24 protein-coding genes and 1 pseudogene are annotated in these 25,863 nt (G+C 46.9%); 11 read left to right on the top strand and 14 right to left on the bottom strand.

Annotated features, from left to right (window positions below; translation table 11 throughout):
- Positions 1 to 3 precede the first annotated feature (3 nt).
- Positions 4 to 1,434 carry a coniferyl aldehyde dehydrogenase gene (locus N5P32_RS14035; RefSeq protein WP_265729653.1) on the bottom strand — a complete coding sequence of 477 codons (1,431 nt, stop codon included), beginning with the start codon at positions 1,432 to 1,434 and terminating at the stop codon, positions 4 to 6.
- Positions 1,435 to 1,562: 128 nt separating this feature from the next.
- On the opposite strand from N5P32_RS14035, the gene N5P32_RS14030 reads away from it, so the two are divergent.
- From N5P32_RS14030 to N5P32_RS13985, 10 genes are all read left to right on the top strand, one after another.
- Complete coding sequence (locus tag N5P32_RS14030; RefSeq protein ID WP_265729652.1) at positions 1,563 to 2,183, top strand: SGNH/GDSL hydrolase family protein; 621 nt, start codon at positions 1,563 to 1,565, stop codon at positions 2,181 to 2,183.
- 430 nt (positions 2,184 to 2,613) lie between these two features.
- Positions 2,614 to 3,480 carry an NAD(P)-dependent oxidoreductase gene (locus N5P32_RS14025; protein ID WP_265729651.1) on the top strand — a complete coding sequence of 289 codons (867 nt, stop codon included), beginning with the start codon at positions 2,614 to 2,616 and terminating at the stop codon, positions 3,478 to 3,480.
- Between the two features lie 539 nt (positions 3,481 to 4,019).
- Positions 4,020 to 5,612: an ABC transporter substrate-binding protein gene (locus tag N5P32_RS14020; RefSeq protein ID WP_265729650.1), complete on the top strand. Its 1,593-nt coding sequence runs from the start codon at positions 4,020 to 4,022 to the stop codon at positions 5,610 to 5,612.
- 133 nt (positions 5,613 to 5,745) lie between these two features.
- Complete coding sequence (locus tag N5P32_RS18365) at positions 5,746 to 6,135, top strand: ABC transporter permease (RefSeq protein ID WP_265729649.1); 390 nt, start codon at positions 5,746 to 5,748, stop codon at positions 6,133 to 6,135.
- Positions 6,089 to 6,757 (top strand): ABC transporter permease subunit, encoded by a 669-nt coding sequence (locus N5P32_RS14010; RefSeq protein WP_265729648.1) that lies wholly within the window; start codon positions 6,089 to 6,091, stop codon positions 6,755 to 6,757. Before N5P32_RS18365 ends, N5P32_RS14010 begins: the two co-directional genes overlap by 47 nt.
- 9 nt (positions 6,758 to 6,766) lie before the next feature.
- On the top strand, positions 6,767 to 7,681 hold the full coding sequence (gene dppC, locus N5P32_RS14005) for a dipeptide ABC transporter permease DppC (protein WP_265729647.1): 915 nt from the start codon (positions 6,767 to 6,769) through the stop codon (positions 7,679 to 7,681).
- Positions 7,682 to 7,691: 10 nt separating this feature from the next.
- Positions 7,692 to 8,480 carry an ATP-binding cassette domain-containing protein gene (locus N5P32_RS14000; RefSeq protein ID WP_265729646.1) on the top strand — a complete coding sequence of 263 codons (789 nt, stop codon included), beginning with the start codon at positions 7,692 to 7,694 and terminating at the stop codon, positions 8,478 to 8,480.
- Entirely contained in the window at positions 8,438 to 8,605 is a 168-nt protein-coding gene (locus tag N5P32_RS13995) for an ABC transporter ATP-binding protein (protein WP_322783874.1), read from the top strand. Before N5P32_RS14000 ends, N5P32_RS13995 begins: the two co-directional genes overlap by 43 nt.
- Positions 8,606 to 8,657: 52 nt before the next feature.
- The gene (locus tag N5P32_RS13990) at positions 8,658 to 9,674 is read left to right on the top strand and encodes a peptide ABC transporter ATP-binding protein (RefSeq protein ID WP_265729672.1); all 1,017 of its coding nucleotides are present in this window, start codon (positions 8,658 to 8,660) and stop codon (positions 9,672 to 9,674) included.
- 452 nt (positions 9,675 to 10,126) lie between these two features.
- Positions 10,127 to 10,918 (top strand): AraC family transcriptional regulator, encoded by a 792-nt coding sequence (locus N5P32_RS13985; protein ID WP_265729644.1) that lies wholly within the window; start codon positions 10,127 to 10,129, stop codon positions 10,916 to 10,918.
- A gap of 64 nt (positions 10,919 to 10,982) precedes the next feature.
- On the opposite strand, the gene N5P32_RS13980 is transcribed toward N5P32_RS13985, so the two are convergent.
- The 7 genes from N5P32_RS13980 to N5P32_RS13950 all read right to left on the bottom strand — a co-directional run bounded on the left by N5P32_RS13980 (position 10,983) and on the right by N5P32_RS13950 (position 17,623).
- Positions 10,983 to 12,047, bottom strand: coding sequence for a hypothetical protein (locus tag N5P32_RS13980; RefSeq protein ID WP_265729643.1), 1,065 nt, complete (start codon positions 12,045 to 12,047; stop codon positions 10,983 to 10,985).
- Positions 12,048 to 12,278: 231 nt separating this feature from the next.
- Complete coding sequence (locus tag N5P32_RS13975; protein WP_265729642.1) at positions 12,279 to 12,737, bottom strand: YehS family protein; 459 nt, start codon at positions 12,735 to 12,737, stop codon at positions 12,279 to 12,281.
- 31 nt (positions 12,738 to 12,768) lie between these two features.
- The gene (locus tag N5P32_RS13970; RefSeq protein ID WP_265729641.1) at positions 12,769 to 13,830 is read right to left on the bottom strand and encodes a class I SAM-dependent methyltransferase; all 1,062 of its coding nucleotides are present in this window, start codon (positions 13,828 to 13,830) and stop codon (positions 12,769 to 12,771) included.
- Positions 13,820 to 14,428, bottom strand: coding sequence for a gamma-glutamylcyclotransferase family protein (locus N5P32_RS13965; protein ID WP_265729640.1), 609 nt, complete (start codon positions 14,426 to 14,428; stop codon positions 13,820 to 13,822). Before N5P32_RS13965 ends, N5P32_RS13970 begins: the two co-directional genes overlap by 11 nt.
- A 146-nt stretch (positions 14,429 to 14,574) precedes the next feature.
- Positions 14,575 to 16,098 (bottom strand): DHA2 family efflux MFS transporter permease subunit, encoded by a 1,524-nt coding sequence (locus tag N5P32_RS13960; protein ID WP_265729639.1) that lies wholly within the window; start codon positions 16,096 to 16,098, stop codon positions 14,575 to 14,577.
- A 10-nt stretch (positions 16,099 to 16,108) separates the two neighbouring features.
- A complete protein-coding gene (locus tag N5P32_RS13955; protein ID WP_265729638.1) occupies positions 16,109 to 17,173 on the bottom strand; it encodes an HlyD family secretion protein in 1,065 nt (354 codons plus the stop codon).
- A gap of 24 nt (positions 17,174 to 17,197) precedes the next feature.
- Positions 17,198 to 17,623 (bottom strand): MarR family winged helix-turn-helix transcriptional regulator, encoded by a 426-nt coding sequence (locus N5P32_RS13950; RefSeq protein WP_265729637.1) that lies wholly within the window; start codon positions 17,621 to 17,623, stop codon positions 17,198 to 17,200.
- A 197-nt stretch (positions 17,624 to 17,820) separates the two neighbouring features.
- Between N5P32_RS13950 and N5P32_RS13945 the strand changes: the two genes are divergently transcribed.
- Positions 17,821 to 18,570 (top strand): SDR family oxidoreductase, encoded by a 750-nt coding sequence (locus tag N5P32_RS13945; RefSeq protein ID WP_265729636.1) that lies wholly within the window; start codon positions 17,821 to 17,823, stop codon positions 18,568 to 18,570.
- A 12-nt stretch (positions 18,571 to 18,582) separates the two neighbouring features.
- Here the strand turns inward: N5P32_RS13945 and N5P32_RS13940 are convergent, their stop codons facing one another.
- The 6 genes and pseudogenes from N5P32_RS13940 to cyoA all read right to left on the bottom strand — a co-directional run.
- Positions 18,583 to 20,241 (bottom strand): tannase/feruloyl esterase family alpha/beta hydrolase, encoded by a 1,659-nt coding sequence (locus N5P32_RS13940; RefSeq protein WP_265729635.1) that lies wholly within the window; start codon positions 20,239 to 20,241, stop codon positions 18,583 to 18,585.
- 178 nt (positions 20,242 to 20,419) lie between these two features.
- On the bottom strand, positions 20,420 to 21,310 hold the full coding sequence (gene cyoE / locus N5P32_RS13935) for a heme o synthase (RefSeq protein WP_265729634.1): 891 nt from the start codon (positions 21,308 to 21,310) through the stop codon (positions 20,420 to 20,422).
- Positions 21,311 to 21,381: 71 nt separating this feature from the next.
- Complete coding sequence (cyoD, locus tag N5P32_RS13930) at positions 21,382 to 21,702, bottom strand: cytochrome o ubiquinol oxidase subunit IV (RefSeq protein WP_265729633.1); 321 nt, start codon at positions 21,700 to 21,702, stop codon at positions 21,382 to 21,384.
- Positions 21,702 to 22,325, bottom strand: a complete 624-nt coding sequence (gene cyoC, locus N5P32_RS13925) for a cytochrome o ubiquinol oxidase subunit III (RefSeq protein WP_265729632.1) — start codon at positions 22,323 to 22,325, stop codon at positions 21,702 to 21,704. The genes cyoD and cyoC overlap by 1 nt, the downstream gene beginning before the upstream one ends.
- Positions 22,326 to 22,327: 2 nt before the next feature.
- Complete coding sequence (gene cyoB / locus N5P32_RS13920) at positions 22,328 to 24,307, bottom strand: cytochrome o ubiquinol oxidase subunit I (protein WP_265729671.1); 1,980 nt, start codon at positions 24,305 to 24,307, stop codon at positions 22,328 to 22,330.
- Between the two features lie 330 nt (positions 24,308 to 24,637).
- Positions 24,638 to 25,288 (bottom strand): annotated as a pseudogene (gene cyoA, locus N5P32_RS13915) (ubiquinol oxidase subunit II); the annotation flags it as partial.
- Positions 25,289 to 25,863 lie beyond the last annotated feature (575 nt).

Raw genomic sequence — 25,863 nt, 5'->3', positions numbered from 1 at the left:
CCATCACAGAAGCGGCCAAAACCTCGCCACCAAGCGATGAATAACACGCCCATAAGGTGGGCGAAACAACGCCAGCAGGTTAATACCACGCTTGTGTAATACCGACTTGTTGTGGGAAAAGGTGCGAAAACCCTCTTCTGCGTGATACGACCCCATGCCAGACGCACCAATGCCGCCAAAAGGCAGGTCGGCTTGCGCCACTTGGATTAGGGTATGATTGATGACCAAGCTGCCGCTGATTGTGTGCGCTTCACACTGAGTGCGATCTGTCGCTTGCTGAGTAAAAAGATACAAAGCCAACGGCCTAGGCCGTTGCTGAATGTACGCGAGTGCATCGGCCATGTCGTCGTAGATAAGCACTGGCAACAGCGGTCCAAAGATCTCGTCTTGCATTATTTTTAACGCGTCATCTGGTTCGTGCAGAACATGAAACGCCAGTTTACCGTCACGGGTCTCTGGCCCTTTTGGCATGAGATTATCGCACTGCACGCCAGCGGCTTTGGCTTCGTCTAAATAGCCCTGTAAACGCCCTAACTGACGTTCATTGATCACGCTGGTATAATCAGGGCTCAGCACGCCTTTCGGGTAATACGCCGCGAGTTCCTCTTCTATATAGTCAATCAATGACGACTTTTGATCGCGATGGCACAACACATAGTCTGGAGCGACACAGGTTTGCCCTGCGTTAAGGAGTTTTCCAAACACCAACTTTTTAGCGGTGTCTCTCAAATCCGCCGATGGCGCTACCAGCACAGGCGACTTGCCGCCCAGTTCCAATGTCACCGGTGTTAAACGCTCCGCTGCATTGCGCATAATAATGTGGCCAACCGATGTCGAACCCGTAAACAAAAGATGATCAAACGGCAGCAAGCTAAACGCATTTGCGATGTCAGCTTCGCCTTCTATTACGTCAACCCAGTCTTCCCCTAAGGCACGCATCACGATATCGCGTATCACTCGATTGGTCGCAGGACAAAACTCCGACAGTTTCAGCATCACTCGATTGCCCGCGGCTAATGCGCCCACCAAAGGCCCTAGAGACAGCAATACCGGATAATTCCAAGGTGAGATCACACCCACCACGCCTTTCGGCTGATAGAACACCTGAGCGTTGGCAGGCAAGGCACTCATGTGGACGCGACGCTTGGACGGTTTCATCCAAGCGTTAAGATGCCGTTTAGCGTGTTTGATTTCTCCCAATAATGGCACCAACTCCAACAATCGAGATTCCTCGTGAGCACGATGACCAAAATCTGCTCGCAACGCATCCAACAAGGCTATTTCATGGTCTTGTATTGCCTCTTGCAGCTGCTGCAGACAATGCAGGCGATTCTCCGCTAAAGGATAGGGTGTTTGCTGCGCCGTGCGTTTTAATCGCGCAAACGCAGAATGGATCGCGTCATGCGACGAATATTGGGGGTCAGTCGTTGTCATTGGGGCCTCGTTGGCTCTCATTGTTATTTGTCAGTAAACACGAACGTAAAATGCGCGTGATATTCGCTCGAAGACGCTCTGTTTTAACTACACTAACGAATGACAAATAAAAAAGCAAGGAGAGGATCATGGCAACGATTCTGTGTTACGGCGATTCCCTTACTTGGGGCAGCATTCCGAATGGCGGACGGTATCCCAAACATCTACGTTGGCCCACTATTTTAAATGAGCTGCTGGGCAAACATCATCAGGTTATTAACTTTGGTTTGCCGGGTCGAACCACTATCTGGAATGACCCCTTTTTAGAAGGCCGAAACGGTCTGTCGTATTTACAAGCCGCTTTGGAAACCTTTGGACCAGTCGATATTGTAATCTTGATGTTGGGCACCAACGATCTTAAGCGACATTTCAATGTGGGCGCCTATGAAGCGGCAAAAGGCGTAGAAAAGCTGATTGAAAAGTCAAGAATGCCGAATTCGCACGATTTCCCTAACCCGACCTTGGTGGTCATCGCGCCGCCAAATATTTTATCCCCAACAGGGGCTATGGCCGAAAGTTTCGCGGGTGCCATTGAAAAATCACAACATTTTCACCAGCACTACCAAGATATGGCGGTTCACAACAAATGTATTTTCCTCAATGCAGCGGGCATTTTACAGCCCAGCGAGGTAGATGGTGTGCACTTGGACGCTCAGGCCAATGAGGCCTTAGCACACGCGTTGCACGATTTAATAAAGACTAAAGTTTGATCTCAACTCACTGTTTTTTATCGTTTTTATTTGAATTTTAAAAATGAAATGCCGGCGTTTCAAAAGAGAACCGATCTCAACACAAAAAATTGACGGGATCAAAATCTGATTTTTTGTTGAGATTCCCTATTGACAATCTGCTCAATGCCAAACTGAGCCGAAGGAACGCACACAAATCGTACAAAATATGCACGATTATTTACAAACTCCGGCATTTTTACGAAATAATCGCTCGCCATTTTTTTCTTGCACAAAGTTATCCACAGGGTAAGTGCGCAAGCTCTATTTTTCTGTCCCTCGCTTCATTTGCCCAAAAAACGCTCTTTTTTGCGTCTGTATGCTGTGTTTCAGCATTTTTTGTACCTCGTAATCAACCTATAAATCCGTATGATTTAATACAACTTGAATCAATGCAGTAAGGAGAAAAGCAATGAAAGTGAGCTTCATCGGACTTGGCACCATGGGTTACCCAATGGCTGGACACGTCAGCAACGCAGGCCATGATGTTGTGGTGTTTAACCGCTCGACTCAAAAGGCACAAAACTGGCGTGAGGAATACACAGGAACCTTTGCTACCACGCCCGCACTAGCGGCAAAAGACGCCGACATTGTATTAACCTGCGTAGGTAACGACGATGATCTGCGTGCCGTCTATTTGGGCGCTGATGGCGCCTTCCAGCAAGCAAAAGCAGGCACGCTGTTTATAGACCACACCACCGCGTCTGCTGAAGTAGCAAAAGAGTTGCATCAAGCCGCTCAAGAGCGCGGTTTCTTCTTCATGGACGCGCCGGTTTCAGGCGGCCAAGCGGGCGCCGTCAACGGCGTGTTAACGGTGATGATTGGTGGTACAGACAGCGACCTCGAACGAGCACAGCCCGTGCTTGATTGTTACGCCAAAGCCACTCGCTTAATGGGGCCGGTAGGAAATGGTCAGATCGCCAAAATGGTCAATCAGATTTTAATTGGCGGCGTCTTATCCGGTTTGTCCGAAGGGATTCGCTTTGCTCAGAAAGCAGGCTTGGACATTGCGACCTTAGTCGATACGCTAAAATACGGGGCCGCAGGCTCTTGGCAATTAGAAAACCGTGGCGAAACCATGGCAAAAGAAGAGTTTGATTTTGGCTTCGCCATCGAATGGATGCATAAGGATTTAGGTCTGTGTCTTGCGCAAGCAGAGAAAATGGGACTCAAGATTCCATTAACACAAGCCGTTGATCAAGATTATCAGGCATTGATCGCAGAAGGCCGAGGTCGCCAAGACACGTCTGTCCTAATAAAGGCACTCGATAAAAAGTAACTGGTGTTGCTTGTTTCCTCCCCTTATCTTCAAGGGGAGGATTAAGGAGGGGTTGTTCTCTTTTTAGCCATACAAAAACTCGCTAAAAACCTTCTTTCAATCTCTCGTTTTTCATTTTTTTCTGTTTTCTAAAATAAATAATCCTTTTTTTCCCTATTCCTTACGCGTCAATTTTCCTGCAAAACCATTGTTTTCAAGGCTTCCCCGCTGTTATGCAAATTCTGTATTCGTTACACGCATAGGCCATATCGTTATTTCGATTGGTTATTTAAATTGGCTTCAGTACTCTTCAGAGACGCTGTTTTTGATGGTTCTGTTCATTCAGTTCCATCGTTTATAGCTAAAGGGGGCTCAAGGACGAGGCAGGACAACCCCATTCGAACTAGGAGTTTGAATGGGGTTTGTTTTTTTAAACTGTAAAGAAACGCACTGCAAAGAAGACTCTTTACCTACCCGAGACAATCACAAAAGTAACGAATACCTTGATTCGACTTCCCACGTGTTCGACACGAATATAATTATGCTAATGGAGAGTTACAATGAAAAAAGGGTTAGCAAAACTGACGCTTGCACTTATGGCTGCTGGAGCAATCGGCACATCCGCTCACGCTGCCTCCACTTTGGTTTATTGTTCAGAAGGAAGCCCTGAAGGCTTCAACCCAGCGTTCTATACTGCGGGTACCACTTTTGATGCCACGTCTAAAAACATGTTCAACCGTTTAGTCGAATTCAAATTGGGTACGACTGAAACAGAGCCAGGCTTAGCAACCAGCTACGATGTGTCTAGCGATGGCCTTGAATACACTTTCCATTTGCGTAAAGGCGTGAAGTTCCATTCTTCTAAAGACTTCACACCAACACGTGACTTTAACGCCGACGATGTGATTTTCACTTTCGACCGCCAAGGCAACAAAAACAACCCATACCACACTGTGTCTGGCGGCTCTTATGAGTACTTCACTGGCATGGGTATGGATTCTTTGATCAAAGAAATGGTCAAAGTTGACGATTACACCGTCAAATTTGTTCTAAACCAACCAGAAGCGCCTTTTATTGCCAACCTTGCTATGGACTTCGCGTCTATTTTCTCTAAAGAGCAAGCGGATTTTTACATGAAGAAAGGCACACCTGAGAAATTGGACATCGATCCAGTGGGCACAGGTCCTTTCCAAAAAGTTCAGTACCAAAAGGACTCTTTAATCCGTTACACCGCGTTTAAAGACTACTGGAAAGGCAAAGCAAAAATCGATCGTCTTGTCTTCTCTATCACACCAGACGCGTCTGTTCGTTACGCAAAATTGAAAGCGGGCGAATGTGATGTGATGCCTTACCCAAATCCAGCTGACCTTAAGCAGATGGAAAAAGATCCAAACATCAACCTAATGAGCCAAGAAGGCTTGAACGTGGGTTATTTGGCCTTTAATACTCAGAAAAAACCCTTCACTGATCCTCGTGTTCGCCAAGCCCTGAGCTTAGCAACAGACAAGAGTGCGATCATCGATGCGGTGTTCCAAGGTGCAGGTAAAGTCGCGAAAAACCCAATTCCACCGACTATGTGGTCTTACAACAAAAACGTTGTGGATTACCCATACGATCCAGTAAAAGCGAAGAAATTGCTTGCTGAAGCGGGTTATCCAGATGGCTTCTCAACCAACATCTGGGCGATGCCAGTACAACGTCCATACAACCCAAATGCGCGTCGTATGGCTGAAATCATGCAAGAAGACTGGTCTAAAATCGGTGTAAAAGCAGAGATCGTGTCTTACGAATGGGGTGAATACCTAAACCGTTCTAAAAAAGGCGAGCACGATACCGTGTTGCTAGGTTGGACTGGTGATAATGGTGACCCAGATAACTTCCTCTACGTTTTGCTAGGTTGTGACGGCGTTGGCGGCTCTAACCGTGCCCAGTGGTGTAACGAAGAGTTCAACGACCTGTTGCTAAAAGCGAAGCAAACGTCTGACAAAGCGGAGCGTACTAAGTTGTACGAAGAGTCTCAAGTTGTCTTCAAACGTGAAGCCCCTTGGATCACTGTTGCTCACTCTGTTGTGTACGAGCCAATTCGTAAAGAAGTGAAAGGTTACAAAATCGACCCACTTGGTGGTCACTACTTCTACAACGTCAGCAAATAATCGATGTTGAAGTCGTACTTTTGATAAAAAAGTCTTCGGACGAACCAAAACACTTACTCGCTGGGACGCGAGTAAGTGTTTTGCTGACCGAGCGGTTTGCTCGATCACATAATCTCAAGAGAGCCAGTCCTTTATGTTCCAATTTATTTTCCGTCGTCTAAGCCTCGTCATTCCGACCTTTATCGGGATTACCTTGCTGACCTTTACCCTAATTCGCTTAATTCCCGGAGATCCTATCGAGGTGATGGCCGGCGAACGTGGTGTGAGCGATGAACGCCATGCCGAGCTAAGTGCACAACTTGGTTTTGACCAGCCGTTGTACGTCCAGTACTTCCGCTATGTGTCTGGCGTATTGCAAGGCGACTTGGGCAACTCTTTGATCACTCGTGAGCCCGTGATGAAAAGAATTCCTAACCCTATTTCCTGCGACCATAGAATTAGCCTTCTGTGCCGCTATTTTCGCGATTTTGATTGGTTTGCCCGCGGGTATTTTTGCGGCGGTAAAACGCGGAACCGTGATTGATCACTCGGTGATGACGTTTTCTCTTACCGGTTATTCGATGCCTATTTTTTGGTGGGCATTGCTGTTGATGTTGGTGTTTTCCGTCACTTTAGGCTGGACGCCCGTTTCGGGGCGGATCGACGTGGTCTATTGGATAGACGATGTTACCGGCTTCATGTTAATTGACTCTTTATTGTCTGGTGAAGAAGGCGCGTTTTCGTCCGCGGTGTCTCATCTGATTTTACCAAGTATCGTGCTCGGCACCATTCCGATGGCGGTTATCGCCCGTATGACGCGCTCTTCTATGTTGGAAGTATTAAGCGAAGATTATATTCGCACCGCCCGAGCAAAAGGCATCGCACCTTGGCGAGTCATCGTGATTCATGCGTTACGTAACGCCTTGATCCCAGTGATTACCGTAATTGGTTTGCAAGTGGGTATTTTGTTATCCGGTGCGATTCTGACCGAAACCGTGTTCGCTTGGCCGGGCATTGGTAAATGGCTAATCGAGTCCATCGGACGCCGTGATTATCCTGTAGTACAAGGCGGTATTTTGATCGTCGCTTGTATCATCATTGTCGTGAATCTCTTAGTGGATATCACTTACGGCATTGTTAACCCACGCATTCGACACAGCCGATAAGGAGACGTTATGACAACTTCTACAGAAACGTCGACAAACAACGGCGTACACACTGCACCAGTACCTATGACGCCATTACAAGAGTTCTGGCACTACTTCAGCAGCAACAAGGGCGCGGTGGCTGGCTTGGCCTTTATTGTGCTGATTTGCTTCATGGCGGTCTTCGCCAATGTTGTTGCGCCGCACTCACCTTCTGACCAATACCGGGATGCTTTACTGCTGCCTCCAGCGTGGCTAGAAGGCGGTAACTGGTCTTACGTTTTAGGCACAGACGACGTTGGTCGCGATATTTTATCTCGTTTGATTTACGGTTCACGCCTTTCGATTGCCGTGGGTATCGTCGCGGTTACGGCTTCTTTGATAATGGGGATTTTATTGGGTCTTGTCGCAGGTTATTTCCGCGGCGTGATCGACACCGCCATCATGCGCATCGTCGACATCATGTTAGCGATGCCAAGCTTGTTGCTTGCCATTGCGATCGTGGCGATCTTAGGGCCAAGCATTGTGAATGCCGCCTTGGCGATTTCCATTGTCTCATTACCGCATTATGTCCGTTTGACTCGCGCGGCGACCATGGCCGAAATGTCACGAGATTATGTGACATCGTCTCGCGTAATTGGCGCTAGCCCGCTGCGTTTGATGTTTATTTGTATATTGCCAAACTGCTTAGCGCCATTGATCGTGCAAGCAACATTAGGTTTCTCCAGCGCCATCCTAGATATGGCGGCGTTGGGCTTCCTTGGCCTTGGCGCACAACCACCGACCCCTGAGTGGGGCTCTATGTTGGCCGATGCGTTGCAGTTTGTTCAGCGCGCGTGGTGGGTGGTGACCTTCCCCGGTTTGATGATTTTGATCACAGTATTGGCGTTTAACCTCATGGGTGATGGCTTGCGTGATGCCCTTGATCCCAAGTTGAAACAGTAGAGAGGTTGTTATGTCACTGTTACAGTTGGAAAATTTAAGCGTTACCTTCGGCAATTTTCGCGCCGTGGATAACATCAGTTACAAGGTCGAAGAAGGGGAAGTTCTCGGCATCGTTGGGGAATCTGGCTCAGGCAAGAGTGTCAGTTCATTGTCCATCATGGGCTTGATCGATTTCCCAGGAAAAGTCAGCGCAGATCAACTGACATTTGATAACCAAGATCTGTTGGCGATGCCAGAAAAGCAACGTCGTAAGCTAACCGGCTCCGACATTGCGATGATCTTCCAAGATCCAATGACCAGCTTAAACCCATGTTTCACCGTGGGCTATCAGATCATGGAAGCGTTAAAAACCCACCAAGGCGGTAGCAAGAAAGAGCTGAAAGCGCGCGCTATTGAGTTGTTAACGCAAGTGGGCATACCAGCACCGGAATCGCGTTTGGACAATTATCCGCATCAGCTTTCTGGCGGTATGAGCCAACGAGTGATGATCGCCATGTCGATTGCCTGCGATCCACGTTTATTGATTGCCGATGAGCCAACTACCGCTCTGGATGTGACCATTCAAGCACAGATCATTGATCTATTGATCGAGCTACAACGCAAGAAGCAAATGGGCTTGGTGTTGATTACGCACGATTTAGCCTTAGTCGCCGAAGTCGCGCATCGCGTGATCGTTATGTACGCGGGTCAGATTGTTGAATCCGGCCCAGCGTCAGAGGTTTCAGCACACCAAGACATCCTTACACGCAAGCTCTGTTGGCTTCTTTGCCTGAGTCCGCTGCGGGTAAAGCTCGTCTAGAAGCCTTGCCTGGCGTGGTTCCAGGTCAATACGATCGCCCGTTGGGTTGCTTGCTCAGCCCGCGCTGTCCTTATGCGACCGATCATTGCCGCAAAGGTAGAACCTGCGAACCAAGGCGACCTTGATCGCCAAGTGAAATGCCACACGCCATTGGACCGCGAAGGGGAGACCAGCCGCATGAATCAGTCTGACCATTCATACGATAGCCGCTTAATTTTGAAAGCCGAAGATTTAAAGCAGCATTATCACGTCAAACAAGGTTTGTTTAAGCCAGACGCCGTAGTGAAAGCCGTTGATGGTATTAGCTTCAATCTTGAAAAAGGCAAAACCCTTGCGGTGGTCGGCGAATCTGGTTGTGGTAAATCCACTCTTGGCCGCATGCTGACGATGATCGAAACACCAACCAAGGGTAAGTTGGCCCATCTTGGTGAAGACTTGTTGGCATTAAGCGCGGACGCTCAAGCCAAATTGCGTCAGAAGATCCAGATTATTTTCCAAAACCCATATGGTTCGCTGAATCCACGTAAGAAAATCGGCGCTATTTTGGAAGAACCTTTGGTGATTAACACCAAACTGTCCAAAGCCGAACGCAAAGCAAAAGCGCTTTCCATCATGGCGAAAGTCGGCCTCAAAACCGAACATTACGACCGTTACCCGCACATGTTTTCTGGCGGTCAACGTCAGCGTATTGCCATCGCTCGCGGTTTGATGCTCGACCCAAATGTCATTGTCGCGGACGAACCCGTGTCGGCACTGGATGTGTCCGTTCAGGCACAAGTATTGAACTTGATGATGGATTTGCAGGAAGAGTTTGGTTTGAGCTATGTGTTTATCTCCCACGATTTGTCTGTGGTCGAACACATCGCCGATGACGTGATGGTGATGTACTTGGGTAAAGTGGTGGAACAAGGCTCTCGCGAACAGCTGTTCGAGAACCCAAAACACCCTTATACATTAGCATTGCTGTCTAGTACGCCGCAGCTGTCACCGGATAAGCGCCGTGTGCGTATCAAGCTGCAAGGCGAACTGCCTTCGCCGCTGAATCCGCCATCTGGCTGTGCTTTTCACGGACGTTGCAGCTACGCCAACGACCGCTGTAAAACCGAAACGCCAATATTGAGATTGGACAGCGAAGAAAGCGAAGAGCAAGGCCATTTGATTGCGTGTCATGCTGTGGAAGGAAAACCGCATTGACGCCATCGCAGTGGGCGCAGCGTAAACGAATCCATTCGATATTTGTCTGTTTCTAAAGCGCCCGGAAGGGCGTTTTTTTATGGCCAGATCTTTTGTATGCCTTATCGAAACAGTCTAGCAGACATAAAATCATATTGTTTACTATACCAATAATTTATATACACAGCACTAAATTGGATGACCAAGTCCACACCTCAAGCATTACACTTTAGACTCTGAGGAAAGCCATTCAAAGCCTTGCTCAGATTGCTAACTTATAAAAATAATGAATGCATTGGTGTCAGTATGACGTTTGATTTTTCTATCTACGACCTTGAGGTCGCAGACGCGTCTTCGCAAACGCTCACGAAAGTGTTACTGGACAAAGGATTTGGAGAGTATCGCTTTATTCAGAGTACGCCTCTGAAGAAGTACGCAAAGTTAAGGTTCAAAGAGTTTGGACCGCTGTCTTTTTGGAATACGAAGCAGGCGAAATCACCACTATTCGTGCGTCTAAAGACACGAACGCCTACTTTTTGCACATCATTCTTGCCGGTCAAAGCATCGGTAAATCCAATAACCAAGAGCGTATCTTAAACACAGGTGACTCCATTTTGGTCATGCCCGGCACTCGATTTGAATCCCATAACACCAAAGATTGCCGGAAACTCATCGTCAAAATACCAACGGACTTTTTGCACCAGACGGCACGAAAATTCGGCTATATGTCGACAAAAGATCCCATTCAATTCGAGCATAAAGCAAACGTTTTTCCCATGACGGGACCTTTGTTCAATTTGCTTAATGACATGTTACAACAAGACAAAAGTACTCTGTATGATCGCGCCTTGATCTATTACTGCAGATTATTTAATAGCGCGATTTTGACTATGTTCAACAGCAACTTTAACCAATCTCCGCTCACCTCCTTATCGTTGCATCGTCATGTGGAGCGCGTGCGCAATTATGTGCTGGATCATATTACCGCCGATATCACGATCGATGAATTAGCCGATGTTTGCAAAATAAGCCGTAAATCTCTGTATAACCTTTTTGAAAGAGAAGCTGGCCTAACACCATCAGCGTATGTGCGCCGACTCAAACTAGAAAGCGCTTACGCTGAATTAAAAAATAACGAACGCGTTCGAAACGTGACGCAAGTCGCATTGAAATATGGGTTTACAAACTTAGGAAGATTCTCGGCTCAATACCGTGAACAAATTGGGGAGTTGCCTTCACAAACATTGCGAGACTTTGCGCATTAACACCATAAAAAAACAAACTGGGCAAAAGGGTAAAGCCCAGTTTGTTCTTGCTCGTGCTCTTTTCTTAAAACTTGTACATGGCCATCACTTCCACCTGCTGTCCAGCAGGGCGCGTTGCGATGCTACCGCTTGCTGCGCCATTGCTCGCTGCGCTTTGATCACGCAACTCAACACCCACTTCCAAACCTGGAAGATAAGCATAAATCAGGTTTGCCGTCGTAATGGTCAGTGTATCATCGTCCAAGCTAGAATCGTCTGCGCTGACTTGCCCGTAACGTAGGTTCACACGTAACTTATCATTTACTTTGTGGCCAATACCTGCCGAGAAACCACTGACCGTCAATAGATCGCCATCACTGTCTATTTCAGCTGACGCCGCTGTTCCCGCTGCACCGTTGTATCCCCAGCCCGCATAAATGGCGGCGCCCGTTCCCGAGAAACCACTCAGTGACACACTGGTATCGCCAAATTTTAATTTGGCCGCTAACGACAAAGCGGTACCAAATTTCGACTCACTGTCCGTCGTCACGGAAGGCGTTGTGTCGACATCACGACCTGTCACTGTCACGTTAAACGCATGACCTTCTGCCGAGCGTACTGTGTATCCGGCAATCAAATCAGGAAGACTGGCGTTGCTGTAAAGTGGGTCTTGTGCGGTAAAACGCATGCCGTCTTTTACATAATGCGCAACAAGGTCTGGTCGCACAACCGCGCCGTTGCCCGATACGGTACCGATGCCTGTTCCGTAGAAGTTAATCATTTCGGTGTCAAAAGGCGCATTGGCAAAAAACTGTCCCGTCCAAGTTTGACCCACGGTTAAATTATCCACCGTCAAAGTCGCATGACGTAAGCGAAACACGGAAGAGGAGCCACGGAAGTCCCCTTCAATAAAGCCTTTCAAACTGTGGTCGCCTTCTTTGCGGCTGGTCGTAACATTCAAACGAGACTGGCTAGCGCTGCCTTCAAACGAGTTGTCGCTTTCATCGGGGTTATTAAAAACACCTTCTGCCTTAATATAGCCACCTACGCTGAATTGAGTGCCATTAAATTCACCTAATTCCAGTGCAAAACCTTGAGAAGATAGGCCTGCAATAATCACCGCTTGTGCGACTTTATTTTTCATTAGCATGTTGGATACCACTCTGTGTTTGTCATTTATATTTATTATGAGCGGCTAATATCGCAAAGTGCAGCAGGGTGAAATAGCCATATAGTGCAATCTTTGTACACTGAGTGGAGAGGGAAATACCAAGACAAAATGACAGAAATCAATGACGGCAAGAACCAATAAAAACAAAAAAACCGCGGACAAAATTGGCCGCGGTTTTAAGAAAAAACAGAGAAAGAGAAAAGCAGTTGCTTACGCTCTGAACTGCTTTTGCAACCCCATCAAGAAGTTGCGCAAGATTTGGTCTTTGCATTCGCAGTAATGACGGTTGTCTGGTTTGCGAAAGAAAGAACTAAGTTCGTGCTTGCTAAGATTGAATTCCGCTAGCGACATGATGTCGAGGATTTCTTCCGCTTGCAGATTTAAGGCGATGCGCAACTTCATAAAAACAGCGTTGTTGGTTAAACGCTTTTCCGGCACAGGCTGCGGGCCTTCGCGTTTGCCGCGCTTGGTATTGATGAAACCGTTTAAAAATGTCGCCATTTCCACGTCAATCATCTCAACATAACCGGCATCGTCTTCTTTCTTTAGCCACGCAGTGATTTGTTCTTGTGACGCAACGCCCTCCGCCGCAGCAAAGATATCGACTATCTCTAACTCCTTTAGATCAAACGTGTATCGAAGGCGGCGTAAAATATCGTTGTTGTTCAAAGTAAATTCCTAGTATTGGAGAGTGACGCGGTTATTTTTTCTTTGGTTGGCGACCGTGATAAATCGCAAAGCCTTTGTCACGGTACAAACGGGTGTGTGTGCCCAATGCCGCGTCTAATATTGGTGGATAACGCAAAAAATCGTTGGCCACCACAAACAATTCACCGTTCAAGGTAAGGTGCTGCTTCACGGTCATAAAGAAGCTTTCCGCTATGCTGTAGTCCGTGTTCACACCGGTATGAAACGGCGGGTTGGTAACAACATAGTTAAAGCGACCTTTTACTTCGGACAAACCGTTGGACGCTAACACCGTAACGGCGTCGCTCACTTGGTTCGCTGCGAAGGTCAGTTCTGTGGCTTTCAGCGCTAACACGCTGTCGTCCAATGCGGTGATCTTGGCACCGGTTTTATTGTGTAACCAAAGGGCGATAATGCCGTCACCACACCCAAAGTCGAGCAGTCGGGCGCTGGCCACATCGCTCATAAAACGGTGTTGATTCAATTGATTGAGCAGAATATCAGTGCCTTTGTCGAGTTTACCGTGACCAAATACACCAGGAAGACTACACAATGTCAGGCTTTGTCCTGCCACGTCTTGTTTCCATGTGACGATCCAGTCTTCAAACACAAACGGCTTGGCTGGGCGGCGCTTGTAGCCAGTGTAAAGCAAGCAGTGTTTAGCACCATCGACCTTACCCACTTCGTCTAATCCAGATTCTAGGCGTTTCATCGACGATTTCACGCCGCTTTTGTTGTCGCCCACCAGCCAGACTTGACCACCATCTTTAAGCACAGGCAAAACGGCAGCAAGCAGGTAATCCAACAGCTCTTTGGCTTTGGGCTGATAAATCACCACATGATCAAACTCTTGTCCATTCTCCAACGACCATTGTTCAGACAAGAAAAGTTTGTCATCGGCAAAACCGACTCGCAACAAGGCGTCATAATTCGTTTTAGATTGGCACCATGCCGACACTGTCGCTTTTCTGCTGAGGTCAAGTGGGTAGGTGTCTTCAGGGTTCGCAAATAAGATATTGCCAACCAGTTCCTCTTCGTTGCGTGCCAGTAGTTGGCTCGTCGAGTTAAGATTCATAAGTTACAGATAGCTCTTTAATAGAAAGTGTGGTGACAGGCGCGAGTAATGTATTCAAACGCGCCGTCGAAAGATCGGGTTGAACCCTTGGGTATCGGGGCGCTTGTCGATCATTGAGTAAAGGCGATGACCACCCCTTGGTCAAGACCAGAAAGTCTTGTGCAAACGCATCGCCATGTTCCAAGCAACCAGACAAGATAACATCCAAGTAACTCAGTGCAATCGGGCAATCGTGGTGCGGTTCAACCACATCGTCCGTGTGGTACACCCAATACGTGCCTGTCGGTAAGGGGTCATCTTGGTAAGCGGTCAGCTGTTCAGCGTTGATTTTGGCACGCTGATAACCTTTTTCTCGCTCATCAAACAACGCAAACTGATCAAAAGGAACTTCGACTAACACGCCATTGCAGGCTTTATCTGGAGCATGAACCACGGCCACAGAACTCATTCCATAATCCACTGACATCACTGACCAATGACGTTCAAAACCGTGTAATTTAACTGGCCAAACATGGCCTGTTTCACCCGTTTTCGCGCGGCTTTCGCCGTTGATTAAGCTGCCATAACCTAATATGAAATGTCGATCTAATACACTCATGCCGCCTCCAAAGAAAACCCATAACACCGAAAACAAAGAAATCGATAAGGATGTCACGCATGATAACGTGTGGCTCTAGACAGTACTAGCGAATGAAGGAATTGATCGATAAACACGCTTCTAAAACACAAAAGCGCGCTGAAAAATCAGCGCGCTTTTTTCGCAGGGCTTTTCAACAAAAAGACCAAGGGTATGGCCACAATCGTCACCCACATCATCAAGCGAAAATCTTGCAGATACGCCAAGGTCGTCGCTTGGCCTGTTACCACTTGATTCAACGCCGCCAACCCCGCCGTGGTTGTCGTGTTGTACACACCGTGTTCTTGGGAGAGTTGTAAGCCCAAGTTAAATGGGTTGATGTAGTCAGCAAACGCCGCATGATTGATTTGAGCACGCTGCGCCAAATACGTGGTCACCACCGAAATCCCAATACTGCTGCCGATGTTTCTTAAAAGGCTAAACATAGACGTGCCTTCGTTGCGGTATTTCGGATCCAGCGTTGCGAAGCTGATTGTCGACAATGGTACGAAAATAAAGCCCAACCCCACACCTTGAACCATACCGGTACGAATAATGTCCCACGCGGTCACCTCGGTCGTAAATAACGTCATTTCCCACATAGAGACCGTAATAAGCACCAAACCCAATGTGATGAAGTAACGCGCATCGACTTTATTTGCCAAGCGGCCAACAATGATCATTGCTCCCATGGTACCAAAGCCCCTAGGTGCGAGAATGGCGCCAATGTCGACCACCGGATACCCCATTAACGAACTCATGAAGGGCGGCAATAACGCCATGGAGGACAACAGAATAATCCCGACGATAAAAATGAACACCATGCCGACACTGAAGTTGCGATCGCGGAACATATTAGGATCAATAAAGGGATGATCATGGGTAAAAATATGCACCAAAAACATGTAACCACAGACAAAAGCCAACATGCCTTCGATGATCACTTCTAAACTTTCAAACCAGCTTTGAGATTCCCCTCGATCCAACATCATTTGCAAACTGCCAATGGCAATGCCCAACAACACAAAGCCGTATAAATCAAAGCTGCGCTTCTTATCTAGTTTCGACTCTTCTAAAAAGCCCGCTAGACCTAACCACGCAATGATGCCGAACGGCACGTTGATATAGAACACCCAGCGCCAGCTATAATATTCTGTCAACAAACCGCCGAGATAAGGCCCTAAAATTGGCCCAACCATCACACCAACACCCCACATTGCCATGGCAGAGCCGTGTTTTTCTTTAGGATAAGTATCAAGTAATACTGATTGAGACAACGGCACCAAGCTCGCGCCAAATACCCCTTGCAGCAATCGGAAGAAAACAATTTGATCCAAAGATTGCGCTGCACCACACAAAATAGACGACACAGTAAAGCCCACCACCGACCACATAAATACACGTTTACGGCCGACCTTTGCAGACAATATCCCAGTCAATGGCATACAAATCGCAGCCGCCACAATGTAAGACGTCAGTACCCAAGAGATTTGATCCTGAGTGGTACCCATCGCCCCTCTCATGTGAGGCAATGCTACGTTTGCAATGGTCGTGTCGAGTGCTTGCATGATGGTCGCTAGCATCACTGATATCGTGATCATAATGCGATTGGTACTCGCGCTCTTCGGTTGTACGCTTTGCGTCACCGCCATAACTATCGCCTCACAAAGCCACGCCAAATAGACGTCTATGGTGTTCTGTGTCTATTGTGACATTCGTGCTGAAACCTGTACGCAAGATAGGCGTTGTTTGGCTCTCATCGACCGCAATTTTCACAGTGAGTCGTTGCGCGATTTTCACCCAATTTCCGGTCGCATTTTCCGCAGGAATCACCGAGAACGTCGCACCCGTTGCAGGGCTGATGCTTTCTACTTTCCCAGATAACATCACACCTGGGTAAGCATCCACTTCCACATCCACCTCTTGTCCTGCTTTTACGTTTGCTAAGTCTTTTTCGGTGAAGTTGGCTTCTATCCAATGTTTTTCATCCGAAACCAACACCATGCTGGTTGACCCTGTTGTCACATACTCACCATTATTAGGCACTTTTGCGACCACGCCAGAAGCTGGCGCTCTGACATCAATGTGGGACAAGTTGATTCGTGCCTGATCCAATGCGGCTTGTGCGGATTGATAACTTGGGTGATCTTCTAATGGTGCACTCGGATCACCGCCCAAGGCCTCTTTTAGACGAAACAAGTCTTTCTTCAACGTGGCCACATTTAACCCACTCACTTCAGACGCTTGTTGGGCTTGGTCGAATTGCGTATCAGAAATGAATTTTTGCTTTAACAAATTTGCTTGACGCTTTTCTTCGCGCTGATTAAATGCGTATTGTTTTTCAGCCAATTGAATTTCTGCTTTTTTCTCTTCGTACGCGGCTTTTTGCTCTAAAAGATCCAGTCGAACTTGTTGAAGCTGTGCTTTTGCCTTGGCTTCCGCTACTTTGAAGGAAGTGGAATCGATACTAAACAATAGCTGCCCTTTTTCCACTTTTTGGTTTTCTTTCACCGCTATAGACGAAATAGAACCCGATACTTCTGCGTTGATGGTTGTCATGTCTGACTGAATGTAGGCATTATCGGTTTCTACATAACGTCCACCTTTCATGTACACATAGGCTGATGCGACTAACACCGCCAATGGCAATGCCACCAGCAAAACACGACGCGTTGTGCGTTTTTCCACATGCTTTGGTAATGATGGGGCTGTTTCTTGTTCACTCATAACTGGAGACTCTCCGGATACATTCTATATTGACGAATCAGTTGATAAATTAGTGTGCATAATCGTTAATGCGTCGACCGCCGCTTTTATTTGCGCTTCTGTTAAGCCCTGAAAGGCTTTTTCGCGAACACGCTCTATTTCAGTGTCAATTTCCTTCAAGCACGGACCCGCTTCTTCTGTTAAATACAAACCATAAGCACGACGGTCTTGAGGGTCTGCACGACGCTCCACCAAACCATCCGCTGCCAGTTGATCAATCAAACGCGCCAATGTAATCGGTTGAATTTCGAGCATTTCTGCCAACGCAACCTGACGAATACCTTCACCGCGAGAAACGCAAACCAACGCTCGCGCTTGCATGGGCGTCATCGTCAAATCACTCTTCAAAAATTCCCGACGCATCAGTCGCTTAATGTCTGTCAGAAGAAAACTTATGTTTTGTGCTTTCATGCATATCACCAAAATTAATACCCTATAATTATTATATACTTTGCTTATCATATTCAATCCAGGTCACGCAATGTGACATATACATCCTTAATCAGCGTAATAAAAAACCAATATCTCCATAATCTGTGACCATGAATTCCCCATAGCCTTTCCATTGATGGCGGGGTATCGTTAAAGAAAAAAGAGTGGAAAGCAGCATGAAACAACCCATTTTATTAATCACAGGCGCTAGCAGAGGCATCGGGGCAGCAACCGCAAAATTGGCGGCGAAGCAGGGCTATACGGTGGTCGTCAATTATCGACGAGACACAACGTCGGCGGAGGGTGTGGTCAATGACATTATTGCTTCTGGCGGTTCTGCCCACTGTATCCAAGCGGACATAAGCGACACGAAGCAAGTGGCGGAATTGTTTGCCACGATTCGGCGCAACTGGGGGCCCATTGCGGCATTAGTCAACAGCGCTGGCGTGCTCGACCTGCAAACACGTTTTGTGGACACCAAGCCAGAACGCTGGCAACGACTCTTTCAAACCAATGTTTTTGGTACCATGCAATGCTGTCAGGAAGCCTTTCAAGACATGGCGATCCGTTGTGGCGGTCAAGGCGGCGCCATCGTGAATGTGTCTTCTCTTGCTTCTGTATACGGCTCTCCCAATGAATATGTGGATTACGCCGCCACCAAAGGCGCCATAGACTCTTTTTCCAAGGGGTTTGCACTAGAGGTGGCCGGTGACGGCATTCGCGTTAATGTTGTCCGACCCGGTTTAATTTATACCGATATGCACGCTGACGGTGGCGAAGCGAGACGCGTTGATCGCATAGGCCCGAATCTGCCGTTACAGCGCGGCGGCAAACCCGAAGAAGTGGCCGAGGCAATACTCTGGTTACTCAGCGATAAATCCAGCTACACCACGGGTGGCTTTATCGACGTGGGTGGCGGGCGCTGAGACGTAGTCCAATTATTTGCTGATCACGCATTGAAATGAACTCGCCTTTTGCAAACTCCCCTGACGATATTTCGCATAGGAAGGATAAGGACAAAGCGGACGAGTTAAACCGGCCATTCGTGCCGTTATGTCTGGATTCTCAGTGCGTGTCGCCGCCACAATACTCTGAGGAGCGGTACGATGCTCTACCCATGCTATTAATGGCTGCAAGGTGTCAAACTGATCCGCAGATGGGCCGCCTTGACCATGTGGCATACCTGGCACACGATACAATCTCACAAATTCAGGCGCACGCCCTTCCAGCATAAAGTCTAAAAAATCATACCAGCGCATGGTGTCTTGCACTGAGAACACGGGATCGCTGTTACCGTGAAAAATGATCATTTTCCCGCCATGTTGTTTGAACTGAGTTAACCTCGGCTTAGCGGCGTCTGGCGGCGTCATTATCGACATGGCAGACTCTTTGAATTGGCTATTCGTGGCGTAAATTTTCGGGGCGTCTTTATTGAAGTCAAACTTGAGTAAGTAATTCTCTAATGCGTAAACATCACCAGACACATTGGTATAGGGTGTGGTAAAAATGTGCGCCAGCGAAGCGCCGCCCATCACCACGCTGACCGGCTTATTGCTCCATGCTGAAATAGGGCTTTCTATTTTCCACATGCGCCAGTTCTGAGATCGAATGCCAGCGTCATAAGGCCAACTGGTGTACAAGGCTTGGTTCTTCGAGTTATGAGGTCCCATGTGCATTCGCATGAGCGCCCCAATTTTATTCAGCGGTAAACAGTCGCGGTCGAAGTCACTTTTGCACACCAATGCCTTAGGCTCGAATACTTTTTGGCACGCATCGGCCGCAAAGATCATGTCATCACTGATACCATCTAAGGTGTCGCATTGCTCAAGCATTTTATTCGAAAAGAAGTCTAAGTCTCGTTGACTCAACGCTTGGCTAATGTCGTCATTGACGCGATGTAAGGCTTGAACGTCCCACGCATGTTGCAACGCGGCTTTCGGTAAATTGAAGCCTGGGTAACCAACCAGCAAACCGTCAAACATGGTAGGGAAACGAGTCGCGGCAACCATGGCCATGCGGCCACCATTCGACTGACCAAGACCGTAGGAATGTTTGATTGGGGATTCGTAGTAGCTTTCAACCAACATACGAGCGACCGGATTTAACTTTTCCACAGCACTGTAGCCATAATCACGGCGGGCTTCTGGATCATGGCCAAACATCACAGGACTCGCAAGCCCTGCTTCTGAGTTAGCTAACGCATCATGACCACCATTGCTAGACACCACGGCAAAACCTTGGTTAATGGCATATTGAGGACCCGTTAGCCCAGTTACCGCGCCCAATGCGGGTTTGACTTCGCCATCGTTGCCGCCATTAAATTGATAAGCAAAACGGCCTTGCCAAAAGTTGGGCAGACGCAGTTCAAACTGGATCGAATAGAACTTGCTCCCCACTCCCATTCGCTGTGACATAACGCCCGACACCAAACAATATGGACTTCTTACATCCTTGTCTCTGCCCATCATGGTGGTTTTAATTTCTACGTTCTGAGGCGCTTTTGTGACTAACGTTTGGCAATTAACAGCATAAACCGAGTTGCTGCCTAATAATAACAGTGCCAACGTGGGTGCTATGTAGGTGAAAAGCGCTTTCATTCACATCGTCCTTTTTGATTGTAGAAGCAGATCCAAAACGTATTCCTCACAATGCAGGGAATATTTTAAATATCAGTCTCAATGAGTAGGCTTCAAAATAACCAATAATGAGGAAAATAGAAAGTTACAGAGGAAGGAAATAAAAAACGGGCTAAAAGCCCGTTTTGTAAAGCATGAATTAATGTGCGCTAAACACCACTAAATTTGGTGAGACATCATTAAAATCCAACGCCATGGTCACACTTAATGCCGTAACAGTGATAATAGAAAAGAAGAACACTTGTCGTGCCCATCCATTCAGATCAATACCCGGACGGTAACCGCGCAATGCCATTGCTAACCACCAAAGGCTGGTAGCTAATGCAACCACCATAAAACCAATTCCCACATATCCGGTCAGCGGTAAAAGCGCTGCCACCACTGCAAAAGCGGCGATGTGAAGAATAATATGGCGTTTTGCTTTTGCGATACCTTGTGACACTGGCAAAACAGGAATCCCTGCCGCTTCGTAATCTTTGTAGCGAAAGATGGCAATCGCGTACGAATGTGGCATTTGCCAAATACAAAACATTGTCAGCAAGATTGCAGCACCAGCATCAAACTGGCCTGCAGCAGCACAATACCCCACAACAGGAGGAACCGCACCCGACAAGCTGCCTACAAACGTGCCGTAAACCGATTTGCGCTTGAAGTGTAATGTATACAAACCAACGTAGACCACATAACCGAAGGCGGCAAAAGCCACAGCAACCCAGTTCGTGAAATACGACAGTAGAGCAAAACCAATTACGCCTAATACAACACCATGAAAGAAAGCGGCTTTGCCGGACATTTCTCCATTAACCGTCACGCGGTTACGTGTGCGCTGCATTTTTGCATCAATATCTCTATCAACATAGTTGTTAATGGCACAGCCAGAAGCAACCACCAACGACAAGCCAACGACTGTCGCCAGCATAAGAATCCAGTCAATCTCGCCACGGGAGGCTAAAAAGAAGCCCCCCGCAACAGAGATGAGGTTGCCCATAATGATGCCAGGCTTTGTTACCTGAAGATAACGCTTAAACATCGCTATAGGCTCCCATCGGACACTCATTATTTATAATGAAAGAAGTCCGCATAATCATCAAATAACTCTGCTTACATCATCATTGCGTTGGAAGCGTAGATAATCCATACGGACAACGCGACAACCATCACAATAATCACAGCAGAAAAGATGAATGAATATGTGTCCAACTTACCTTGTTCAGAGAAGTCCAAATGAAGGAAGTACTTCAAGTGAACAAAGATCTGAATAACAGCCAATACAACGATTGTGATGTAAGTTGGACCTTTATCGAACGCTTCCGTCATGACCATCCAAAATGGAATACCAGTCAGAATAACAGACCAGATAAACCCTGTTAGGTATGACTTCACGCTACCGTGTGAATGCGCTTCAGAAGAATGATCGCTCATTAGATCGCCCCCATCAGATAAACAACGGTGAATACACAAATCCAAACAACATCCAAGAAGTGCCAGAACAAGCTTAAGCAGCTCAAGCGAGTTACTGCTCGTCCAGTCAGGCCTGTTTTCATGACTTCAACAATCATGATAAACATCCAGATAAGACCCGCTGTTACGTGTAAGCCGTGAGTACCAACAAGGGTAAAGAAGGCAGACAAGAACGCACTAGCTTGTGGACCGTGACCATTGACAATTAGGTGATGGAATTCATAGATTTCCATCGCAATGAATATAGCACCCAATAAAAACGTTACAGCCAACCAAGATAGGGTGCCTTTTTTGTTTTTACTGTGCGCGCAAATCATTGCAAAACCATAAGTGATACTTGAAACAAGTAACGCTGCGGTTTCAGCCAACACAAAGTCTAACTCAAAAATATCTTTACCAGACACACCACCCGCTGTGTTCATAAAGAGCACAGCGTAGGTAGCGAAAACGGATGCAAATAACAAACAGTCCGTCATTAGGTAAATCCAGAACCCAAATACGGTATTTCCACCAGTATCATGGTGCTCGTCGTGGTGTGCACCAGCTTCGTGAGCGTCGTGCGTATTCATATGTGTAGTGCTCATGATTACCCCTTAGCCACGTTATCTAGATGCTCGTTCTCTATGCGAGCGACTTCATCAGGCTGAACATAGTAATCAACATCTGAAGTATAAGCGCGAGCGATAAAGGTCACGATAGCACCTGCTAAGCCGACAATTGCCAACCACCAAATATGCCATATCATAGCAAAACCAAATGCCGTAATAAGTCCGCCGATGATTATCCCTGCCTTAGTATTCTTAGGCATATGAATAGGTGCATAGCTTTCTTTACGAACATAAGCTGTACCTTTTTCTTTCATATCGGTAAACGCATCGATATCAGAAACAACAGGCAGCTCAGCGAAGTTGTAATACTGCGGTGGAGAAGCCGTAGACCATTCAAGCGTATGACCATTCCATGGATCACCAGTCGTATCCATGTTTTGCTTACGATCGCGGAAGCTGACGTACAATTGTAGGAACTGACAGATGATACCTGCAAGGATAACAAAAGCACCAACAACCGCTATGTATAGCCAGATATTCCAGTCTGGGTTATCCGTGTGGTTAAGACGACGAGTCATACCCAAGAAGCCCAATACGTAAAGAGGCATAAAGGCTAAGAAGAAGCCGACCAACCAGCACCAGAAAGCCGCTTTACCCAATTTAACATTTAGGTGGAAGCCCATTGCTTTAGGGAACCAGAAAGCAAAACCTGCTAGATAGCCAAATACCGCACCACCAATGATGGTGTTATGGAAGTGAGCGATCAAGAACAAGCTGTTATGCAATACATAGTCAGCACCAGGTACAGCAAGTAGTACACCTGTCATACCACCAACAGTAAACGTCACCATGAAACCAAGCGTCCATAGTACTGGCACAGTCACACGAAGGCGACCACGGTACATAGTGAACAACCAGTTAAATAGTTTCACACCTGTCGGTACGGCAATGATCATCGTCATGATACCAAAGAAGGCATTAACGTTGGCACTGGAACCCATGGTAAAGAAATGGTGAAGCCATACGATGAAACCAAGAATGGAAATCGATGCTGTCGCCCAAACCATTGACTTGTAGCCGAACAAACGCTTACCTGTAAAGGTAGAAACGATCTCAGAGAAGATACCAAATGCTGGAAGTACAAGGATGTACACCTCAGGGTGACCCCATGCCCAGAACAAGTTGATATACATCATTGAGTTACCGCCGCCATCATTCGTGAAGAAGTGGAAGTCTAAGTAACGGTCAAGTGTCAACATTGCGAGTACAGCAGTCAAAATTGGGAAGGATGCTGCGATCAAGATATTGGCCCAAGTACAGGTCCAAGTGAAGATCGGCATATCCATCAATTTCATGCCAGGTGTACGCATTTTGAAAACAGTTGCTAAGAAGTTAACAGCGGTTAACGTCGTACCAATACCAGATATCTGCAGAGCCCATATGTAATAGTCGACCCCAACTCCTGGACTGTATTCCAAGCCAGCAAGAGGTGGATAAGCTACCCAACCAGTCTTAGCGAATTCCCCAAGACCCAATGAGATATTAACCAATACCGCACCAGAAACTGCCAGCCAGAAGCTAAGGTTGTTTAAGAATGGGAACGCAACGTCACGCGCACCAATCTGTAACGGCACAACAATGTTCATTAGACCAATCATAAATGGCATCGCCATAAAGATGATCATGATCACACCGTGAGCCGTAAAGATTTGGTCATAGTGACTTGGAGGTAAATAGCCTGGATCACCGTTCGTAGCAAGCGCAAGCTGCAAACGCATCATAATGGCATCCGCGAAACCACGGATAAGCATCACGAATGCTAGAACTATGTACATAATACCCAGTTTTTTATGGTCAACTGATGTCAACCAATCATTCCAGAGTACGCCAAGCAATTTGTGCTTAATAAGTAGGAAAGCAAGCACCAACGCACCAACCGCAACGACACATAATGTGCCGATAACGATTGGGTCGTACGGAAGAGCGTCCCACGATAGTTTGCCTAAGAGTGCAGACATTATTTTTTCAGCCTCCGTATGCATATCATGCGATGAGTGTTGAGACTCGCCATGATTCATTTCACCATGATTCATTTCGCCATGAGCTGAATTATCGTGAATCATTTCAGAATCAAATGCTGTGCCTTTTAGCAACTCAACTTTGCCGTGGTCTTTCATGAACTTCATAACGTTGTCCATAAAAATACTTGATGCAATTGAGTTGTAATATTGAACTGGTGTTGGCTCAACGTGATGCGCGTCTATATCATGCTCAGCAAGTTTCTCATAGGATGCTTGATCCAATACGCCATTGTTGATGACGTTATGAGTTCCAGCCTTAACACCTTCAACCCAAGCATCAAAGTCTGCTTCTGTCGGTGTTGCGATAGCTTTGAACTTCATCCCAGAGAAGCCGGCGCCGCTGTAGTTTGCGGACATACCGTCAAATGAGCCAGGCTCATTTGCAATCAAATGAAGCTTAGTCACCATGCCTGCCATTGAGTAAATCTGGCTACCCAATTGAGGAATGAAGAACGAGTTCATCGTGCCTTCAGATGAAATTTGGAAAGCAACAGGAACGTTTGCAGGGAATCTCAGCTCGTTCACCGTAGCAATACCTAGATCAGGATAGACAAACAACCACTTCCAGTTCATCGAAATGACCTGAACATTGATATGTTCTTTATCCGACTCTAACGGCTTATATGGATCCAGTGCATGAGTCGACTTCCAAGTGATCACGCCAAGAACGATGACGATGACAACAGGGATTGCCCAAACAATAGTTTCAATTTTTGTGGAGTGGGACCATTTTGGTTCGTAAATCTCGTCACGACCTTCACGGTATTTCCAAGCGAAATACAGTGTCATGAAGATGACAGGAATTACCACAAGAAGCATCAACAAAGTCGCAACAATAATTAGTTGCTTCTCTTCAATACCAACTTGCCCTTTAGGATCGAGCACACCACCCTGACAACCGGCGAGCAAGCCCACCATTAGCGCCAAAGCGACTTTACTAAGGATACGAGTTAACAAGAGAATCATCCTCTAACCCCGAGGTTCACAAAACTGCCACCTGAAAATCAAGCAACAGAACGAAAATCCGGCCAATGCCGGGTATTTCAGTAAAGATCACCACACTGTAAACAGCACAAAAACCATTACCGAGTTAAGAGTATTAACGCAGTAATAATTTTCTTGGATCACCTAAATCTGAAAAAGGGAGCTCCACATCTCATCGTGCGTCGTGCCTCGACACAACGTGATTGCTCGTTAGGCGCAATCACACGAATTAAAGAGAAGGCCAATATCTGGCGAGCAGGGTTGTTATTGGCCATAACGGACCAATAACTAACCAATAACAGGGGCATAAATACAAGGCTAGCAACAAGCCCCGCATTAAAAATAGGGTCGGTTACGATGGCTTCGAAGCCACCCATAACTAAAAGAGAGAACGCCGTAAGGGCAAACAGAAACACAGCAAAAACAACAGACAATGGGCGTAAAGAAGCCGCCAAAACGTTGGATATATCATGCAATGATACAAGTAGAATACGTTGAAATGCGTTCAA

Origin of the sequence: Marinomonas pontica (assembly GCF_026191375.1) — a bacterium.
GTDB classification, from domain to species: Bacteria; Pseudomonadota; Gammaproteobacteria; order Pseudomonadales; family Marinomonadaceae; genus Marinomonas; species Marinomonas pontica.
This window is presented reverse-complemented; position numbering and strand designations above follow the sequence as displayed.

Coding starts and splice junctions, on each gene's coding strand:
- cyoC (WP_265729632.1), bottom strand. CDS start 22,325: ATGAGCACTACACATATGAATACGCACGACGCTCACGAAGCTGGTGCA.
- cyoE (WP_265729634.1), bottom strand. CDS start 21,310: ATGTTTAAGCGTTATCTTCAGGTAACAAAGCCTGGCATCATTATGGGC.
- cyoD (WP_265729633.1), bottom strand. CDS start 21,702: ATGAGCGATCATTCTTCTGAAGCGCATTCACACGGTAGCGTGAAGTCA.
- dppC (WP_265729647.1), top strand. CDS start 6,767: ATGACAACTTCTACAGAAACGTCGACAAACAACGGCGTACACACTGCA.
- N5P32_RS13950 (WP_265729637.1), bottom strand. CDS start 17,623: ATGAAAGCACAAAACATAAGTTTTCTTCTGACAGACATTAAGCGACTG.
- N5P32_RS13990 (WP_265729672.1), top strand. CDS start 8,658: ATGAATCAGTCTGACCATTCATACGATAGCCGCTTAATTTTGAAAGCC.
- N5P32_RS13940 (WP_265729635.1), bottom strand. CDS start 20,241: ATGAAAGCGCTTTTCACCTACATAGCACCCACGTTGGCACTGTTATTA.
- N5P32_RS13945 (WP_265729636.1), top strand. CDS start 17,821: ATGAAACAACCCATTTTATTAATCACAGGCGCTAGCAGAGGCATCGGG.
- N5P32_RS14035 (WP_265729653.1), bottom strand. CDS start 1,434: ATGACAACGACTGACCCCCAATATTCGTCGCATGACGCGATCCATTCT.
- N5P32_RS13970 (WP_265729641.1), bottom strand. CDS start 13,830: ATGAATCTTAACTCGACGAGCCAACTACTGGCACGCAACGAAGAGGAA.
- N5P32_RS14000 (WP_265729646.1), top strand. CDS start 7,692: ATGTCACTGTTACAGTTGGAAAATTTAAGCGTTACCTTCGGCAATTTT.
- N5P32_RS13955 (WP_265729638.1), bottom strand. CDS start 17,173: ATGAGTGAACAAGAAACAGCCCCATCATTACCAAAGCATGTGGAAAAA.
- N5P32_RS13980 (WP_265729643.1), bottom strand. CDS start 12,047: ATGCTAATGAAAAATAAAGTCGCACAAGCGGTGATTATTGCAGGCCTA.
- N5P32_RS18365 (WP_265729649.1), top strand. CDS start 5,746: ATGTTCCAATTTATTTTCCGTCGTCTAAGCCTCGTCATTCCGACCTTT.
- N5P32_RS13965 (WP_265729640.1), bottom strand. CDS start 14,428: ATGAGTGTATTAGATCGACATTTCATATTAGGTTATGGCAGCTTAATC.
- N5P32_RS13960 (WP_265729639.1), bottom strand. CDS start 16,098: ATGGCGGTGACGCAAAGCGTACAACCGAAGAGCGCGAGTACCAATCGC.
- cyoB (WP_265729671.1), bottom strand. CDS start 24,307: ATGTCTGCACTCTTAGGCAAACTATCGTGGGACGCTCTTCCGTACGAC.
- N5P32_RS14030 (WP_265729652.1), top strand. CDS start 1,563: ATGGCAACGATTCTGTGTTACGGCGATTCCCTTACTTGGGGCAGCATT.
- N5P32_RS14020 (WP_265729650.1), top strand. CDS start 4,020: ATGAAAAAAGGGTTAGCAAAACTGACGCTTGCACTTATGGCTGCTGGA.
- N5P32_RS14025 (WP_265729651.1), top strand. CDS start 2,614: ATGAAAGTGAGCTTCATCGGACTTGGCACCATGGGTTACCCAATGGCT.